13 protein-coding genes, 4 pseudogenes and 1 riboswitch are annotated in these 16,888 nt (G+C 74.5%); of the genes and pseudogenes, 5 read left to right on the top strand and 12 right to left on the bottom strand.

Translation table 11 applies throughout. From position 1 onward, the window contains the following. Positions 1–26: 26 nt before the first annotated feature. Entirely contained in the window at positions 27–767 is a 741-nt protein-coding gene (locus KPL57_RS09370; protein WP_226351262.1) for an SDR family NAD(P)-dependent oxidoreductase, read from the top strand. Here KPL57_RS09370 and KPL57_RS09365 read toward each other — a convergent pair whose 3' ends face one another. After that, positions 768–1,523, bottom strand: coding sequence for a cobalt-precorrin-6A reductase (locus tag KPL57_RS09365; protein WP_226351261.1), 756 nt, complete (start codon positions 1,521–1,523; stop codon positions 768–770). A gap of 18 nt (positions 1,524–1,541) precedes the next feature. Here KPL57_RS09365 and KPL57_RS09360 point away from each other — a divergent pair, with 18 nt between their 5' ends. Then, positions 1,542–2,204, top strand: coding sequence for a haloacid dehalogenase type II (locus KPL57_RS09360; RefSeq protein WP_226351260.1), 663 nt, complete (start codon positions 1,542–1,544; stop codon positions 2,202–2,204). A gap of 46 nt (positions 2,205–2,250) precedes the next feature. Here KPL57_RS09360 and KPL57_RS09355 read toward each other — a convergent pair. From KPL57_RS09355 to KPL57_RS09325, 8 genes and pseudogenes are all read right to left on the bottom strand, one after another. Further along, a pseudogene (locus tag KPL57_RS09355) lies at positions 2,251–3,422 on the bottom strand (ROK family protein). A gap of 1 nt (position 3,423) precedes the next feature. Further along, positions 3,424–4,924: pseudogene (locus KPL57_RS09350) on the bottom strand (sugar ABC transporter permease). Next, the gene (locus KPL57_RS09345; RefSeq protein WP_020626774.1) at positions 4,924–5,697 is read right to left on the bottom strand and encodes an ATP-binding cassette domain-containing protein; all 774 of its coding nucleotides are present in this window, start codon (positions 5,695–5,697) and stop codon (positions 4,924–4,926) included. The pseudogene KPL57_RS09350 and the gene KPL57_RS09345 overlap by 1 nt, the downstream one beginning before the upstream one ends. 74 nt (positions 5,698–5,771) lie before the next feature. Then, positions 5,772–6,919: pseudogene (locus KPL57_RS09340) on the bottom strand (sugar ABC transporter substrate-binding protein). 203 nt (positions 6,920–7,122) lie between these two features. After that, the gene (locus tag KPL57_RS09335; protein ID WP_308252835.1) at positions 7,123–7,683 is read right to left on the bottom strand and encodes an ABC transporter ATP-binding protein; all 561 of its coding nucleotides are present in this window, start codon (positions 7,681–7,683) and stop codon (positions 7,123–7,125) included. After that, positions 7,680–7,850 carry an ATP-binding cassette domain-containing protein gene (locus tag KPL57_RS69510; RefSeq protein ID WP_308252834.1) on the bottom strand — a complete coding sequence of 57 codons (171 nt, stop codon included), beginning with the start codon at positions 7,848–7,850 and terminating at the stop codon, positions 7,680–7,682. The genes KPL57_RS09335 and KPL57_RS69510 overlap by 4 nt, the downstream gene beginning before the upstream one ends. Further along, the gene (locus KPL57_RS09330; RefSeq protein WP_226351259.1) at positions 7,847–8,614 is read right to left on the bottom strand and encodes an ABC transporter permease; all 768 of its coding nucleotides are present in this window, start codon (positions 8,612–8,614) and stop codon (positions 7,847–7,849) included. Before KPL57_RS09330 ends, KPL57_RS69510 begins: the two co-directional genes overlap by 4 nt. Next, complete coding sequence (locus KPL57_RS09325; RefSeq protein ID WP_226351258.1) at positions 8,611–9,636, bottom strand: ABC transporter substrate-binding protein; 1,026 nt, start codon at positions 9,634–9,636, stop codon at positions 8,611–8,613. Before KPL57_RS09325 ends, KPL57_RS09330 begins: the two co-directional genes overlap by 4 nt. After that, a riboswitch (TPP riboswitch) is annotated at positions 9,628–9,741 on the bottom strand. It overlaps the preceding gene by 9 nt. A gap of 228 nt (positions 9,742–9,969) precedes the next feature. Between KPL57_RS09325 and KPL57_RS09320 the strand changes: the two genes are divergently transcribed. After that, the gene (locus KPL57_RS09320; RefSeq protein WP_226351257.1) at positions 9,970–10,692 is read left to right on the top strand and encodes a hypothetical protein; all 723 of its coding nucleotides are present in this window, start codon (positions 9,970–9,972) and stop codon (positions 10,690–10,692) included. Between the two features lie 9 nt (positions 10,693–10,701). Here KPL57_RS09320 and KPL57_RS09315 read toward each other — a convergent pair whose 3' ends face one another. Then, positions 10,702–11,130, bottom strand: coding sequence for a hypothetical protein (locus KPL57_RS09315; protein WP_226351256.1), 429 nt, complete (start codon positions 11,128–11,130; stop codon positions 10,702–10,704). A 116-nt stretch (positions 11,131–11,246) separates the two neighbouring features. Between KPL57_RS09315 and KPL57_RS09310 the strand changes: the two genes are divergently transcribed. Continuing rightward, entirely contained in the window at positions 11,247–12,950 is a 1,704-nt protein-coding gene (locus KPL57_RS09310) for a choline dehydrogenase (protein ID WP_226351255.1), read from the top strand. 106 nt (positions 12,951–13,056) lie between these two features. Here the strand turns inward: KPL57_RS09310 and KPL57_RS09305 are convergent, their stop codons facing one another. Further along, complete coding sequence (locus KPL57_RS09305; RefSeq protein ID WP_020623547.1) at positions 13,057–13,242, bottom strand: hypothetical protein; 186 nt, start codon at positions 13,240–13,242, stop codon at positions 13,057–13,059. A 362-nt stretch (positions 13,243–13,604) separates the two neighbouring features. Between KPL57_RS09305 and KPL57_RS09300 the strand changes: the two genes are divergently transcribed. After that, positions 13,605–14,465, top strand: a complete 861-nt coding sequence (locus KPL57_RS09300; RefSeq protein WP_226351316.1) for a DMT family transporter — start codon at positions 13,605–13,607, stop codon at positions 14,463–14,465. Positions 14,466–15,069: 604 nt separating this feature from the next. Here KPL57_RS09300 and KPL57_RS09295 read toward each other — a convergent pair. Beyond that, positions 15,070–16,795, bottom strand: a pseudogene (locus tag KPL57_RS09295) (DEAD/DEAH box helicase). Positions 16,796–16,888: the final 93 nt, after the last annotated feature.

The raw sequence follows: 16,888 nt of genomic DNA, 5'->3' as shown, positions 1-16,888 counted from the left end.
AGTTGGAGATCGAGATGGAGGCCGTCATGACCGAGCCGACCGGACCGGGTGCGGGCGACGTCGCCGTCGTCACCGGCGCGAACAGCGGGATCGGGTACGAGATCGCCCGCGGGCTGCTGGCCGCGGGACTCACCGTGTACGTCGGGGCGCGCGACGCCGCCCGCGGTGCCGACGCGGTCGCCGCACTCGGTGCGGGCGCCCGGCCGCTCGCGCTGGAGGTGACCGATGCGGCCTCGGTCGCGGCGGCGGCCGCCGCCGTCGAACGGGTGGACCTGCTGGTGAACAACGCCGGGGTGGGCGACTCGTTCGCGACGGCCCCGGAGTCGACCGCCGAGGACCTGCGCCGGGTCTACGAGGTGAACGTGTTCGGCGTCGTCACTGTGACCAACGCGTTCCTGCCCGCGCTGCGGCGCTCGGCTCATCCACGGATCCTCAACGTCTCCAGCGGGACCGGGTCGCTGACCTGGAGCACCGGCCCGAACCGGCAGTTCGACCACCGCTCGGGCGGGGGCGCGGCGGCCTACCGATCGTCGAAGACGGCCCTGAACGCGCTCACCGTGTCCTACGCCCAGTCGCTCGCCGACGCCGGGATCGCGGTGAACGCGCTGGCCCCGGGGCTGCGGGCGACCAACCTCAACGCCCGCGCGGCCACGTCCGCCGGGGACCCGGCCGAGGCCGCCGCCGGCGCGGTGCGGCTCCTGCTGGCCCCCGACGGCGGCCCGACCGGCACCTTCGTCGACTGGACGGGCGAGCCGGGCCCCTGGTGATCAGTCCCCGAGCAGCCGGGCCAGAGCCGCCTCCACCGTGGACTCCACCGCGACCCCACCGGGCAGCGGCGGCCGGTCGACGAGCAGGACCGCCACCCCGCGTTCCCGGGCCGCGGCGAGCTTCGGCGCGGTCGCCGCGCCGCCGGAGTCCTTGGTGACCAGCACGTGCGGGACGACGGCGTCGAACAGGGCGCGCTCGTCGTCGAGGGCGAACGGGCCCCGGTCGAGCAGCAGCTCGTGCCGGGCGGGCAGCGGGCCGTCGGGCGGGTCGACCGCCCGGATCCAGAACGCCGCGTCGACATCGGCGAAGTGCGCCAGTCCCCCGCGGCCGGTCGTGAGCAGGACCCGCCCGGCGGGGCCGGGGAGCAGGTCGGGCAGGGCGGCCGCCGCGGCGGCGACCGAGGGGACCCGGTGCCACCGGTCCCCCGGCCCGGGCGTCCAGCCCGGCCGGCGCAGCACGACCAGCGGCACCCCGGTGCCCGCGCAGGCGGCGGCCGCGTTCGCGGTCATCGTCGACGCGAACGGATGGGTGGCGTCGAGCACCGCCGCCACCCGCTCGGCACGCAGGTGCGCGGCCAGCCCGTCGGCACCGCCGAACCCGCCGATCCGGACCTCGCCGTCGGGCAGGGCCGGGCTGCGCACGGCCCCGGCCAGCGACGACACGACCCGGACGTCGTCACGGACGGCCAGCGCGGCGGCCGCGGCACGGCCCTCGGTCGTACCGCCGAGGACCAGCACCGTGCGGGGAGCACTCACACCCGTCAGGGTAGGGGGATGGCGATCACGACCGTGGTGTTCGACGTCAACGAGACCCTGTCGGACCTGACACCCATGGGGGCCCGGTTCGCCGCGCTGGGCGCACCGGAGTCGCTCGGGCCCCTGTGGTTCGCCGCGACCCTGCGCGAGGGCATGGCGCAGGCCGCGGGCGGGGAGCTGACGACCTTCGCCGAGCTGGCGACGGCGACCGCGACCGGGCTGCTGCGCCGACACGGGGTCACCGACCCCGAGGCGGGCGCGCGGCACGTCGTCGAGGGGTTCCTGGAACTGCCGGTGCACGACGACGTGCACGGCGGGGTCGCGGCGCTGCGGGCCGCGGGGCTGCGGCTGGTGACGCTGTCGAACGGCGCCGCGTCGGTGGCCGAGCGACTGCTCGGCGAGCACGGCCTGCGGGAGCAGTTCGACGCCGTGCTGTCGGTCGAGGACGCCGGGATCTGGAAGCCGGCGCCGGAGTCCTACCGGTACGCGCTGCGGGCCTGCGGGGTCGACGCGGGCGAGGCGGTGATGGTCGCGGTGCACCCGTGGGACCTGCACGGCGCCGCCCGGGTCGGGATGGCGACGGCCTGGCTGGACCGCCACGGCGACACCTGGCCCGGGTACCTCACCCCGCCGACCTTCACCGTCGGCGCGCTGCCGGAGCTGGCCGGCCATCTGGCCTGAGCCCGCGGGCCGCCGGCCGTGGTGCCGGGCCGGCCCCGGCACGGCGTCAGACCGCCGCCAGTACCGGCTCGAACGCGATCTCGGCCGCGCCGACCAGCGCGCCGTCGCGGCCGAGCGGGGACACCGCGAGCCGGGTCCCGCCCGTGGCCCGGCTGACCAGGCTGCGCCGGCGCAGCTCGGAGCCGACCCGGTCGACCACCGACGGCGGCAGCGCCCCGAACAGGTCCCCCAGCACGACGAGCTCCGGGGCCAGCATGTTCACCACCGTGACGAGCCCGGCGGTCATCCATCCGGCGTAGTCCGCCAGCAGCCGGTCGGCCCGCCCGGTACCGCGGCCAGGTCGCGCAGCTCGGCGACGAGCACCCCGCGCGGGGTGTCCTCGGGCAGCCCCAGCGCGCGGCACAGCGCGGGCTCGCCGACCTCGGTCTCCCAGCAGCCGTGCGAGCCGCAGAAGCACTCCCGCCCGTCCGGTCGGACCATGAGGTGCCCGAGCTCGCCGACGTAGCCGCCGGTGCCGCGCAGCGGCGTCCCGCCGGACACGACACCGCCGCCCACCCCGACGTCGGCGGACAGGTAGACCATGTCGGCGACATCGCGGCCGATCCCGCGCAGGTGCTCGGCGAGCGCTCCGGCCTCGGCGTCGTTGGCGACCTGCACCGGCCGGGCCAGGACGGCGGCGAGTCGGGTGCCCAGATCGACGTCGCGCCAGCCGAGGTTGGGTGCTTCGTGCACGAAGCCGTCGGAGCGCCGGACGACGCCGGGCACCGACACCCCGACCGCCTGCTCGGCGACGCCCAGCTCGTCGCGGAGCAGGGCGGCGGACTCGGCGAGGTGGGTGATCACCTCGCCGGGCAGCCGGGTGGTGCGGTGCAGGTTCCAGCTGTGCCGCCCGAGGATCTGTCCGCCGATGCCGACCATCGCCAGCGCCACCTGCTCGACCCGGATGTCGACGGCGAGCACCACCGCCGCCTGCGGGTCTGGCAGCACCAGCAGCGACGGCCGTCCGGCCCCCGAGCGCCGGGCCGGGACGGCCTCGGTGACGACGCCGGCCTCGGCGAGCCCGTCCACCACCGCCTTGATCGTGCTGCGGTTGAGGCCGAGCTCGCCGGCCAGCGTCGCGCGGGTGCAGGGTCCCTCGACGTGCAGCCGACGCAACAGGACGGCCCGGTTGTGCCGGCGCGCGTCGTCGGGTCGGGTCCCCGATCCGGGCTGGGTCATGTCACCGGCCGGTGGCCGCCGCCCGGCGCCGGGACGCCACGTCGACACCGGCCGCGAGCAGCAGCACCAGGCCGGTCACCACGAACACGACGGCGGCGGGCTGCTTGAGCAGGCCGAGACCGTTCTGCACCGTGGCCAGCACCGTGCCGCCGATGACGGCGTTGCTGATCCGGCCGCGTCCGCCGAACAGCGAGGTGCCGCCGATGACCGCGGCGCCGACCGCGAACAGCAGGGTGTTGCCGCCACCGGCCGCCGGGTTCACCGACCCGATCTTCGACGAGTAGACGATCGCGCCGATCGCGGCGAAGGCGGTGGAGATAACGAACACCGACGCCCGGATGCGGGCGACGTCGATGCCGGCCCGGCGCGCGGCCTCCCGGTTGCCGCCGACGGCGTAGACGTGGCGGCAACCGGGTCCGGTCGAGCACCCAGGTGCCGAGCACCAGCAGGACGAGCACGATCGGGACGACGTAGGGCACCCCGGCGATCGCGATGACGCCCGGCGAACGGTCCTGGACCAGCGCGAACGTCACCAGGCCGCCGAGCACCACCACCGCTCCGATCTTCAACGCGACCAGCCCCGTCGGCGGCGCGACCAGCCCGCTGCGCAGCCGGGTCCGCAGCCGGACCGTCTGGACCAGCGCGTAGCCACCGGCGACGACCACGAACAGCACCCACGACGCCGTGACCGAGAGATTGCCGTTCGCCACCGCGTTGATCAAGGGGTCGCGCAGCGCGATGGTGCCGCCGTCCCCGATGAGCTGCAGGATCACCCCCTGCCACGTGATGAACAACGCCAGCGTCACGACGAACGACGGCATCCCGATCCGGGCCACGAGGAACCCGGTGAGGCAGCCGATCACCACCCCGACGCCGACGGCGAGCCCCATCACGGTGAACGCGTTCGCCGGGACCCCGATCACGAGCACGACCGCGGTGAGCAGGCTGATCACCGACCCGGCCCACACCCGGACCAGCGCCGCGAGCACGGCACCGGCCAGCATGACCGCCGCCAGCAGGACGAACACGGTGGTGCCGGTGGCGCCGAGCACGTTGCCGTCGCTCATCAGGTGCAGCGCCATCAGCGCCGCGGCCAGCCCGGACGCCGTGCCGGCGGCCAGGTCGATCTCCCCGGTGAGCAGCACGAACATCAGGCCCATCGCGATGATGGTCGGACCGGCGCCCTGCTGGAGCAGGTTGGCGAGGTTGAGCAGACTCGGGAACGTGCCGCCCGAGTCGAGCACGCTGAACAGCACGAACAGCGCGGCCAGGCCGAGCAGCGCGGGCAGCGAGCCCAGGTCGCCGCCGCGCAGCCCGCGCAGGTAGGCCGTGATCGCCTCGCGGGTGGTGCGGGCGGTGGTGTCGATGCCGAAGTCGGCGGCCCGGTTGGCGGGGTTCGCCCGGCGGGCCGCGCTCTGCTCCTGCTCGGGCGCGGGCGTCCGTTCGGTCACGGTGTCTCCTCCCGGGCCGGCCGGGCCGGACGGGTCGGGGTGGGGGGCCATCAGGACACCGCCTGCTCGGGCCGCGGCAGCCCGAGCTCGCCGGAGCGGCCCGCGGTGATGAGCTGGACGACGTCGGAGTGGGTGACCTCGCGGGTCGGGACCTGCGCGACCATCCGGCCGAGGTAGAGGCAGGCGATCCGGTCGGACACCTCGAAGACGTCGGCCATGTTGTGGCTGATGAGCACGACGCCGAGGCCCTGCTCGGCCAGCCGTCGCACGAGGTCGAGCACCTGACGGGTCTGGGCGACGCCGAGCGCCGCGGTCGGCTCGTCGAGCAGCACGACGCGCGAGTCCCAGAGCACCGCCTTGGCGATGGCGACGGTCTGGCGCTGCCCGCCGGACAGCGACGCGACCGGGGTCCGGACCGAGGTGACGGTGCGGACCGAGAGCGACGCGAGGGTGTCGCGGGCGGCCTGCTCCATCGAGCCCTCGTCGAGCATCCAGGAGCGCCCGCGCTCGCGGCCGAGGAACATGTTCTGGACGATGTCGAGGTTGTCGGCGAGCGCGAGGTCCTGGTAGACGACCTCGATGCCGAGCTTGGCGGCGTCCGACGGGCCGGCGACGGTCACCGGAGCCCCCTCGAACAGCACCTCGCCGGAGTCGATCGGGTGGATCCCCGCGACGCACTTGACCAGGGTGGACTTTCCCGCGCCGTTGTCGCCGACGAGCGCGGTGACCTCGCCGGCGCGCACGGTCAGGTCGACGTCGTGCAGGACCTGCACGGCGCCGAAGCTCTTGGACACACCGCGCAGGGAGAGGATGGGGTCGGCCACTTCGGGCACCTTCCACGTGGGCGCCGGCCGGGCCGCGGCGGGATCACCGCCGCGGCCCGGACCGGCTGCGGGTCCTACTTGATGCCGAGCTGGCCGCAGGCGGCCTGGGTCTCGGCGTTGCAGATCTCCGAGGCCTTGACGTAGCCGGCGTCGGTGACCTTCTTGACCGAGTCCTTGGTGATCAGCTGCGGCTCGAGCAGCAGCGACTTGACGTCACGGTTGCCCTTCGGGTCCTCGACCGTCTGGGTGGCGACGCCGTCGGCGGCCGCGGTGTCGCCCTTGGCCAGGGCACCGGCGAGCTTCGCGGCGGCCTGCGCCTCCTGCTCGATCGGCTTGAACACCGTCATGTACTGGTCCCCGCGCAGGATCGCGGCGAGCCCGTCGGCGGTGGCGTCCTGGCCGGTGACCACGACCTTGCCGTTCAGGCCGTACTTGGCCAGCACCGTGACGATGGCGCCGGCGAGGCCGTCGTTGGCGGCGACGACGCCGTCGACCTTGCCGCCGTTGCCGGTGAGGATCTGCTCGAAGGTGGTGCCGCCGACCTGGTTGTCCCACTTGTCGATCTTCTGGCTCTGCACGAGCTTCAGGCCCCGGACTCGTACTTGGGCTTCAGCACGGTCTGCTGGCCGTTGTAGAACAGGGTCGCGTTGTTGTCGGTCGGCGCGCCCTCGATCTCGATGACCTGGGCGCCCGGCTTGTTGCCGATGCCCTGGACCAGGCCCTCGCCCTGCAGGGCGCCGACCTTCTCGTTGTCGAAGGAGACGTAGTAGTCGCTGACGCCGCCGAGGTTGAGCCGGTCGTAGTCGATGACCGGGATGCCCTGGGCCTTCGCCTTCTGGGCGACGGCGGTGCCGCCGTCGCTGCTGATCGAGGCGATGATCATGACCTTGACACCGCTGGAGATCATGCCGTCGGCCAGGGTGGAGAACTTCTGCTCGTCGCCCTGGGCGTTCTGGATGTCGGGGTCCATGCCCTCGGCGCGCAGCGCCGCGTCCAGCATGGGCTTGTCGAAGCCCTCCCAGCGGGCCGAGGAGTCGGTCTCGGGGAGGATCACCCCGACCTTCACCCCGCCGCCGGACCCGCCGGAGCCACCGCCGGCGGTGTCGTCGCCGCCGCCCGCGCTGTTCTGTCCGCAGCCCGCGACGGCCAGCAGCAGGCCGAGGCCCGCCGCCGCGACCGCCCGACGCAGCCGGGGACCGCGCCCCGTGTTCCGTGCCCCCATCGGGGTCTCCCTCCACGACGTTGTGGACCGCTCGCATGATCACGAACGGGTGAATGTTGCGAGCGCCAACGTATTGGGCGGAACCGGCTCCGCAACAGCCTTCTGAATCGAGACAGTTCCCGTTTCGTCATCACGATCCGGTCACGAACGCCTACTTTGTTGCCCTCGGGCACGATCCGGAGCGCCGGAACGCCGGCCCTGCCTCAGCCGCGCAGGGTGTCCAGCAGGTCCGCCTCGACCGCGGCCAGCGCCGGGTCGGTACGGCTGCGCGGACGCCCGGCGTCGACGACGAGCTCCCGCACCACCGTCGCCGGGCGCGGCGAGAACACCAGCACCCGGTCCGAGAGCAGGGCCGCCTCCCGCACGTCGTGGGTGATCAGGACCGTCGTCCAGCCGTAGCGGGCGCGCACCGACTCCAGCCAGTCCTGCATCGCGGTCCGGGTGAGTGCATCCAGCGCGCCGAACGGCTCGTCGAGCAGCAGCACCTGCCGGCCCGCGACGACGGTGCGCAGCAGCGCCGCGCGCTGACGCATGCCGCCCGAGAGCTCGCCCGGGCGGGCGTCCTCGAAGCCGGCCAGCCCGAACGGCTCGAACAGCGCGCGGGCGCGCTCGCGGGCCTCGCGGCGCGGCACGCGGGCGACCTCCAGCCCGAGGGCGGTGTTGTCGAGGACCGTGCGCCACGGGAACAGCAGGTCCTGCTGGGGCATCAGACCGAACGGGGCACCGCGCACCGGGCCGCCGTCGACCTCGATGTCGCCGGTCACCGTCGCCCGTCGAGGATGCCCGCCAGGGCCCCGAACAGCGTCGACTTGCCGCATCCCGACGGCCCGACGAGCGACACGAACTCCCCCGGCGCGACGTCCAGGCTCACCCCGGACAGCACCGGCAGGTCGCCGTAGGACACCGACAGGTCGCGCACCACGACCTTCACCGCGCACCTCCCCCGTCGTGGTCGGCCACGTACCAGGGCGTGACCAGGCGCTGGAGCAGGAAGGTCAGTGCGAACAACGTCACCGACAGCACGGCGGTGACACCGACCGCGGCGAGCACCAGGTCGGTGCGGAACTGGTTCTTCTGGAGCTGCATGAAGATCCCCAGGCCGGCCCGGGCGCCGACGTACTCGGCGAAGATCGCCCCGGTCACCGCGTAGGTGATCGCGATCCGCAGCGCCGTGAAGAACGACGGCAGCGCCCCCGGCAACCGCACGTAGCGGAACCGCTGCCAGCGCGAGGCACCCATCGACCGCAGCAGGGCGGTCGCGGCGCGGTCGGTCGCGGCGAAGCCCTCGATCAGCCCGACCGCCACCGGGAAGAACGTCACCAGCGCGATGACCAGCACCTTCGGCAGCAGGCCGAAACCGAACCAGATGATGAGCAGCGGGGCGATCGCGACCACCGGCAGCGTCTGCGAGGCCACCAGGAGGGGGGTCAGCGCCCGCCGCAGCCAGGGCGAGAAGTCCACCGCGACCGCCGCGGCCCAGGCCAGCGCCATCGAGACGGTGAACCCGATCAGCGTCACCTGGACCGTCGGGAGGGTGTTCGCCCAGAGCTCGGCCCGGAACGCCCAGCCCTGCTCGACCACCCGCAGCGGCGAGGGCAGCACCTGGGGCCGGGTGCCGGCGACGGTGACCGCGACCTGCCAGGTGAGCAGCAACGCGGTCACCAGCGCGACGGCCGGCCACAGCCGACGGGTCACGGTGCCAGGTAGTCGTTGGTGAACCAGGTCGAGAAGTCCGGCTTCTGCCGCACCGGGGCCCCGTCCGGCCCCGCGACGGTGCCGGTGTCGTAGAGGAACCCGGAGAAGCCGGCCCACTGCTGCGGGGTCTGGAACCCCACGCGGCCCCGCGCGTCGCGCAGGAAGCGCTCACTGAGCATCTGCGCGCCCCGGTCGACCAGCTCGTCGGAGGTGAACGCGCCGGGGTTGGCCTCCTTCAGCATCCGCGCCGCCGTCGCCGGGTCCTGTGCGGCCAGCGCGTAGCCCTTCTGGACGGCCTGCACGAACCTGCGGGCGGTGTCCGGGTTGTCCCGCAGCCAGGTCGAGTTGCCCAGCAGCAGCACGTTGTAGGAGTCCGGGAAGCCGTAGTCGGTGTAGCGGAAGGTACGGATCGGCTCGCCCCGCAGCTGTGCCTCGATCCCCTCGACGTTGACGAACGGCTCGGTGAAGTCGGCCTGCCCCGAGTAGAGCGCCTCGTAGGCGGCGGTGGACAGCACCTCGGTGCGGAAGTCTCCGCGCCCGCCGTCGGCCCGGATCACGGCCTGCATCTTCTGGTTCTCGCCGGGCCCGCCGAACCCGGCGTAGACCTTCCCGTCCAGGTCGCGCGGCCGCGTGAGGTCGGACCGGTCGGCGCGCACGGCGATCTCGGTGGCCCAGTGCTGCAGGATCGCCATGACCGAGGTGATGTCGGCACCCGCGGCCCTGGAGAAGGTGAACGAGTCCTGGAAGCCGATGCCGAAGTCCGCGGCGCCGGAGCCGACCAGGGTGTCCGGCGAGGTCTGGTTGTAGGGCAGGAACTCGACGTCGAGGCCGGCGTCGCGGAAGTAGCCCGCCTGCTGGGCGGCGAACAGCCCGATGTGGTTGGTGTTCGGCGTCCAGTCCAGCGCGACGCGGATCGGCCCGCCCCCGGCCGCGGCCCCGGAGCCGTCGCCCGCGGCGCAGCCGGACAGGGCGAGCGCGAGCGCCAGCACGACGGCCAGTGGACGGAGAGCACGTGACAGCACGGAGCGGCCTCCCTACGCCGGTGTGACCCGGATCAGGTTCGAACGGTCGGCGGCCGGTCCTGCCGCCCTCTCAGCCTCGGTGCGCGGGCTCCCGCGGTACGTCCGGAGACCTTACGCGGCCCGCCCGGTCCCGCCGGGGCGACGTCGGTCGCACCGCGCCGTTCGGACACCCCCCGTCACCGGAGCCGCGACTTCGGTCACCTGCGGTGATCGGTCGGACGCGCCGGGCGAGCCGCCGTCCGCGGCGGTGACCACGATCGTTATCCTCACCCACCACACCCGCGACGCTGTGTCACGGACCTCGCTCGCGGGAGCTGACGCGGAAGGGACGAGATGGCGGCCTCGCTCTGGACCTCCGGCACGACCGGGCGGCCGATGCCCGACCCGGCACCCGCCCTGGTGCGGGTCGCGTTGCAGGCCGGTTCCGTCTCCGTCGCGCACGCGGACGTCGCCGCGATGCTGTCCGGGATCTGCGTCGCACTGGTGCCCGCCGCCCGGGTCGGAGGTGCGGCGCTGCTGCTGCGCGAGCCCGCCGACCCCCGCGACGCCGAGGCCCGGCGGGTCTTCGGGTCCGACACCGCCGCCCTGCGCCTGGGCGAGCTGCAGCGCCGGGCCGACGCCGGGCCGGGCCCCGCCGCCGAGCGCGGCGACCGCACCCTGACCACGCCGGACCTGACCCGGACCGGGCCGCCCGAGCTGGCCGCGGCCGCGGCCGACTGCGGCCTGGTCCGCTCGCTGTCGGTGCCGGTCCCGGTCGCCGGGCGTACCGCGGGCGCCCTGCAGCTGTTCGCCCGGGGCGGGCCCGACGACCCGCTGGGCGAGCGGCTGGTCGTCGCGCTGGCGCCGGTGGTCACCGCACTCGCGGCCCGGCTCACCGACGTCCGCGAGCTGGCCCGGCTGCAGCTGGGCACCGCGGCGTCCGCGGTGCCCGAGCAGTCCGACGCGGTCGACCGCACCGCGCTGATCCCGGCGGCCCGCCGCTCCCCCGCGGCACCGGTGGCGCCGCGGGTGCCCGCCCAGCGGCAGGCCCGGCACCGCCGGCGCGACCAGACCTGATCCCCGGGGTCAGGTCTCCGGCCGGTCCTCGCGGGCCGCGCCCCGTTCGAGGAGCTGCTGGTGCTCCTGCAGGTAGGCCGACGCGCGCTGGCGGCTGACCCCGAACAGCCTGCCGATCCCGGCGATCGACTCGCCCTCGCCGTGCAGCGCGACGGCCTCCTCACGGCGGAACCTGCCACCCACGGCGCCCAGGCCGTCGAGGGTGCGGGTGAGGGTCTCGACGATCAGCAGCCGTGCCTCGCGCGGGACGATCTCCCGCCAGCTCAGCCCCTGCGCCCGCAGTTCCTGCAGCTCGGCCACCCGTAGGCGGGCCGAGGACAGCGCGGCGACCGACGCGTCCAGCTGGGCCGCGAGGGCGGCCAACGCGGTGTCGGCGTCGTCCGCGGGCCGGTCGCGGAGGTCCGCTCCGTCGTCCGCACCACGCTCGGTCGTCGTCACGCCGTCGAGCGTACGGGGGCGGCGACGACGGGCGGTGGCCGCGGCGTACCGTGATCCACGCAAGGGGGTTGCTCCCTCGAACAGGGCAATCCCGACAGTACGTGTGGAGGACGCGAATGGGCCGGTACGACGTCGTCATCGTCGGCGGAGGATCCGCGGGGGCGGTGCTGGCCTCGCGGCTCACGGAGGATCCCACACGCCGGGTGCTGATGCTCGAGGCGGGCCGCCCCGACCACCGCTGGGACCCGATCATCCGGATGCCCGCCGCGCTGTCCAAGGCGTGGGGCAACCCGCGCTACGACTGGTGCTACGTCACCGAGCCCGAGTCGGGTCTGGCCGGGCGCCGGATCGCCGTCCCGCGCGGGAAGGTCCTGGGCGGCAGCAGCAGCATCAACGGGATGGTCTACCAGCGGGCCCACCCGGGCGACTACGACCGCTGGTCCCGCCTGCCCGGCTGCGAGCAGTGGAGCTCGGCCCACCTGCTGCCCTACTTCCGCCGCCTGGAGCGTCGGACCTCCGAGCACGGCACCCCGCTGCCCGACGGCGGCCACGGCCCGCAGATCCTCGAGCAGGCCCCGGCGGCCGGCCCGCTGAACGCGGCGTTCCTGGCCGCGGCCCAGCAGGCCGGGCACGCGCTGGTCGACTCGACGAACGGTCCGGTCCAGGAGGGCTTCTCCCGCACCGAACGCACGATCTCGCGCGGGCGCCGCTTCTCGGCCACCGACGCGTGGCTGCACCCGGTCGCCGGCTCCCGGCCCAACCTGACCGTGCGCACTGGCGCCCTGGTCCGCGCGCTGCGCACCGACGCCCGCGGCACCCGGGTCATCGGGGTCCGCTACCGCGCCTCCGACGGCACCATCCGCGACGTCGACGCCGGCGAGACGATCCTGGCCGCCGGTTCCATCGCGACACCGCAGCTGCTCCAGGTGTCCGGTTTCGGTGACCCGGAGCACCTCGCGGGCATCGGCGTCGAGACCCGGGTGGCGCTGCCGGGGGTCGGCGCGAACCTGCAGGACCACCTCGCGGTGCACCTGCAGCACGCCTGCTCCCAGCCGATCTCGCTGGCGCCGCGGCGGGCACCGCACCGGCTGCCCGCCGCGGCGGCCCGCTGGCTGGTCTCGGGCACCGGGGTCGGGGCGAGCAACCACTTCGAGATCGGCGGGTTCGCCTCCACCTCGATGGCCGGGGACATCCCGGACGTGATGATGCTGTTCGCGCCGGTCGCGATGCGCTTCGCGCCGGACGTCCCGCCGGTCGGGCACGGCTACGAGATGCACGTCTCGGTGATGGCGGGCGACGTCCGGGGGACGGTGCGCGCGGTGTCCCGCGACACCGCGGTCCCGCCGCGCCTGGTGCAGAACTACCTGGTCACCGACGGCGACCGGCGTCGCTGGGTGGAGGCCGTCGGCCTGGCCAGGGAGATCCTGAACCAGCCGGCGTTCGCCGACCTCGACGCCGGGGAGACCTTCCCCGGGGAGGCCGTCCGCTCCGACGCCGAGATCCTCGACTGGGTGTCCCGGCGCGCCCAGAACGGGCTGCACCCGACCAGCACCGCGCGGATGGGCACCGACGCCGACGCCGTCGTGGACCCGTCGACGCTGCAGGTGCACGGCACCGAGGGCCTGCGGGTCGTCGACGCGTCGATCTTCCCGGACGCGCCCAACGCCAACACCTACGGCCCCGTGGTGGCGGTGGCAGAGCGGGCCGCCGACATCGTCACCGGCGCGACCCCGCTGCCCGCCGACCCGGCGCCGTCGCGGCGGGCCGGGACGCACGAGGGCACGGGCTCCGGACAGGAGCCGTTCGCGCCGGCATCCTGAGGCGCCCGACCTCCTGACACCCCCGACATGCCGAACGGGGCGGGGATCCGATCGGATCCCCGCCCCGTTCGCGGGTCTGTGTGTGGGGCCGCGGCGGCCCCGGGCGTCACTCCCCGGTCTGCACCTGCACCCCGGACTCACGCAGCTTCTCGGCGTGGGCACGACCGTGGTGGTTGCAGAACAGGAGTTCCCCACCGGAGGGCAGGATCGCGCGCACCTTGGCAGCCGCACCGCAGCGGTCGCAACGGTCGGCAAGGGTCAGTTCGGGCCGGGTCAGCGTTTCGGGCTGCATAGCGGTCTCCCTCCGTCGCGGCGGCGGGCTTCGGGCGCTCGCCGCCGTATCACTGTGACGACCGCACGAGCGGCTCGCCCACACCTGTACAGACGCTCGAGGCCCCTGTACGTGTTCCCGGGATGCGTCGCGACGTCCGTCACGTGTGGCGCGGGCCGCACGGTCCGGTGGCGCCGCGATGTACCCGCGGTGACCGATTGCGTATGAAGTTGACTGCGTGTGAATCATGCGGGGAACTCGGCCGACGTGCAAGCGCGCCACGGTAAATACGGTGTGTCGCGGACTACGGTGGGCGAGTGAGTCCCCGCCCGTCGCCCGATCGTGTTCCCGCTCCGCTGCTGTTCCTGGCCGGTGGGATCTCGATGTACGTGGGGGCCGCACTGGCCGTCGGGCTGTTCGACCGGCTGGCGCCGTCGGCGGTCGCCGAGCTGCGGCTGATCGGTGCCGCGCTGCTGCTGGCCTGGCGCCGCCCCGACCGCGACGCCTGGCGCGGCGTCCGCCTCGGCCGCGCGGGGGTGTTCGGGCTGGCCACGGCCCTGATGAACGTCGCCTACTACGAGGCGATCGCCCGGCTGCCGCTCGGCACTGCGGTGGCGGTCGAGTTCACCGGCCCGGTCCTGGTCGCGGCACTCGCCTCCCGCCGGTTCCGCGACATCGGCGCGGTCGGCCTGGCCGCCGTCGGCGTGCTCCTGATCGCCGACGTCCGCTGGTCCGGCAGCCCGGCCGGTGTGCTGTGGGCACTGGGCGCGGCGGCGATGTGGGCCGCCTACATCGTGCTGGGCAAGCGGGTCGCACGCGCCGGTTCCGGCATCGACGACCTGGCGACGGGGTTCACCGTGGCCGCCGTCGTCCTGGTCCCGCTGTTGTTCGTCGGGGGTCCGGGAGCCGCGACCGGGTTCGGCGTCGCGAACCTCGCACCGCTCGCCGATCCGGCGGTGCTCGCCCTGTCCATCGGGCTGGGTGTGCTCAGCTCGCTGATCCCCTACGTGCTGGACCAGGTCGTGCTGCGCCGGGTCGGGCAGGCCCGGTTCGCGGTGCTGCTGGCGCTGCTGCCCGCCACCGCGACCCTGGTCGGGCTCGTGGTGCTCGGTCAGCTGCCCGGGACGCTGGAGGCGGTCGGGATCGGCCTGGTGGTCCTCGCCGTGGCCCTGCGGTCCCGCGACGGCGACGAACCCGTCCCCCTGCCCGCCACGTCCGCCCGGGACCGGGCCGCCCCATCCTGACCGATCCGCCCTGACCGGCCCGGCGACACGACGCCCGCGGTGATCCGTTCCGCGCGCGGTGATCCGCGGTCCGCACGGTGATCCGCCGTCCGCGCGCTGATCCGGAGTCCGCACGCTGATCCGTCCGCGCACGGTCCTCCGGAGTCCACACGCTGACCCGCGGCGCTCGCTGATCCCCAGTCCGCGCTGATCCGGAGTCCGCGCGCTGATCCGCCATCCCCACGGTGATCCGCGGTGCGCGCGCAGATCCGCAGTCCGCGCGGTGATCCGCAGTCTGCGCGGTGATCCGCAGTCCGCGCGGTGATCCGCAGTCTGCGCGGTGATCCGCGGTCCGCGCGTGTCCGGACGCGCGCGTCGAGCGGATCAGCGCGCGCGGAACGGATCACCGTGTGCTCGGCCGCACCGGCGTCCCGGTGGTGCTGCGGTGGCGCTGCGGTGGCGCTGCAGCCCCGCGACGGCGACAGGCCGCCCCATCGCCCGGGCACGGGCCGCCGTGCCCTTCCGGCCCGGCCTGCGCGGTGGTCCCAGCACGACGGTGCTGCCTGCGGGCCCCGCCCGCGCAGGAACGGGGCTCGCGCGCGGTCGCGGCCCGCGAGGGCGGCCCTCAGCGCCAGGAACGCAGGGTCGCGATGCGTTCCTCGAGCTGCTCGATGGTCGCCATCGCCACCGGCGGGCCGCCGCAGTGCGCCCGCAGCTCGTTGTGGATCTTCCCGTGCGGCTTGCGGGTCTTGTGGTTGTGCAGCGCGACCAGGGTGTTGAGCTCCTTGCGCAGGGTCTGCAGCCGCTCCCGGACGCTCTGCCCGCGTTCGGCGGCCGGCGGCGGGGTCGGTTCGGTCGCCGGCGTCGCGCGGGCCTGGGCACCGGTGCGCGGTGACCCCTTCGCGATCCACTCCGCCTGCCGCTGGGACAGCAGGGTGCGCACCTGGTCGGGCTCCAGCAGACCGGGCAGCCCGAGGTAGTCCTCCTCGTCGGCGGAGTAGGTGGCGCCCTCGTAGATCAGCTGGTCCAGCTCGGCGTCGGCGCCGAGGGAGGTGAACGCCTGCTCCTGCTCACCGGGCTCGTCCTTGACCTTGTTGGCCTCGTTCAGCTCGGCGTCGTTCCAGACCTCCTCGGGCCGCTGCGGCTTGCCGAGGACGTGGTCGCGCTGCGCCTCCAGCTCGCTGGCCAGGCCGAGCAGCACCGGGACGCTGGGGACGAACACCGACGCGGTCTCGCCCTGCCGCCGCGACCGCACGAAGCGGCCGATGGCCTGGGCGAAGTAGAGCGGGGTCGAGGCGCTGGTGGCGTAGACGCCGACGGCGAGGCGCGGCACGTCGACGCCCTCGGACACCATCCGGACCGCGACCATCCACCGCTCGGTGGAGCGGGAGAACTCCGCGATCCGCTCCGAGCCGCCGCCTCGTCGGACAGCACGACCGCGGGCCGCACCCCGGTGATGCCGGTCAGCAACGCGGCGTAGGCCCGTGCCGCGGTCTGGTCGGTGGCGATGACCAGGCCGCCCGCGTCGGGCATGCCCCCGTCGCGGTGGCTCTGCAGGCGGCGGTCGGCCGCGGCGAGCACCGCGGGCATCCAGTCCCCCGAGGGGTCGAGCGCGGTCCGCCAGGCCATCGCGGTCTGCTCGCGGGTCAGCGGCTCCCCCAGCCGGGCCGACATCTCCTCGCCGGCACTGGTGCGCCAGTTGGAGGTGCCGGAGTAGGCCAGGAAGACGACCGGCCGGACCACGTTGTCGGCGAGCGCCTCGGCGTAGCCGTACTGGTGGTCGGCGCGGCTGCGCGGGGCGCCCTCGGCGTCGGGGACGTACTCGACGAACGGGATCGGGTTGTCGTCGGAGCGGAACGGCGTACCGGTCAGGGCCAGGCGGCGGGTGGCGGGCTCGAACGCCTCGTAGACGCCCTCGCCCCAGCTCTTGGCGTCGCCGGCGTGGTGGATCTCGTCGAGGATCACCAGCATCCGGCGGTTCTCGGTCCGGTTGCGGTGCAGCATCGGGTGCGCGGCGACGCCGGCGTAGGTGATCGCGATGCCCTGGTAGTCCCGCGAGGTGCCGCCCGCGGAGTTGCGGAACTCGGGTCGAGCGCGATCCCGGCGGCCGCGGCCGACTCGGCCCACTGGTACTTCAGGTGCTCGGTCGGGGTGACGACGGTGATCGCGTCGACCACCCGGTCGCGCAGCAGCTCCGACGCGACGCGCAGGGCGAAGGTCGTCTTGCCCGCGCCCGGGGTCGCGACCGCGAGGAAGTCCCGCGGCGAGGTCGCGAGGTAGCGGGCGAGTGCGCTGCGCTGCCACGCGCGCAGCGGGCGGGTGTCGGGCGACACGAGCTGGGTCTGCGACACACGTCTCCCCTGGTCCGTGGGTCGTTCCCGGGTGGGAACCGGCGATTCCCCGCCACGTCCGCGCGTCGACGCCGACACGGCTGCGGGGCGCGG

This window comes from Pseudonocardia sp. ICBG601, from assembly GCF_020496245.1.
This window is presented reverse-complemented; position numbering and strand designations above follow the sequence as displayed.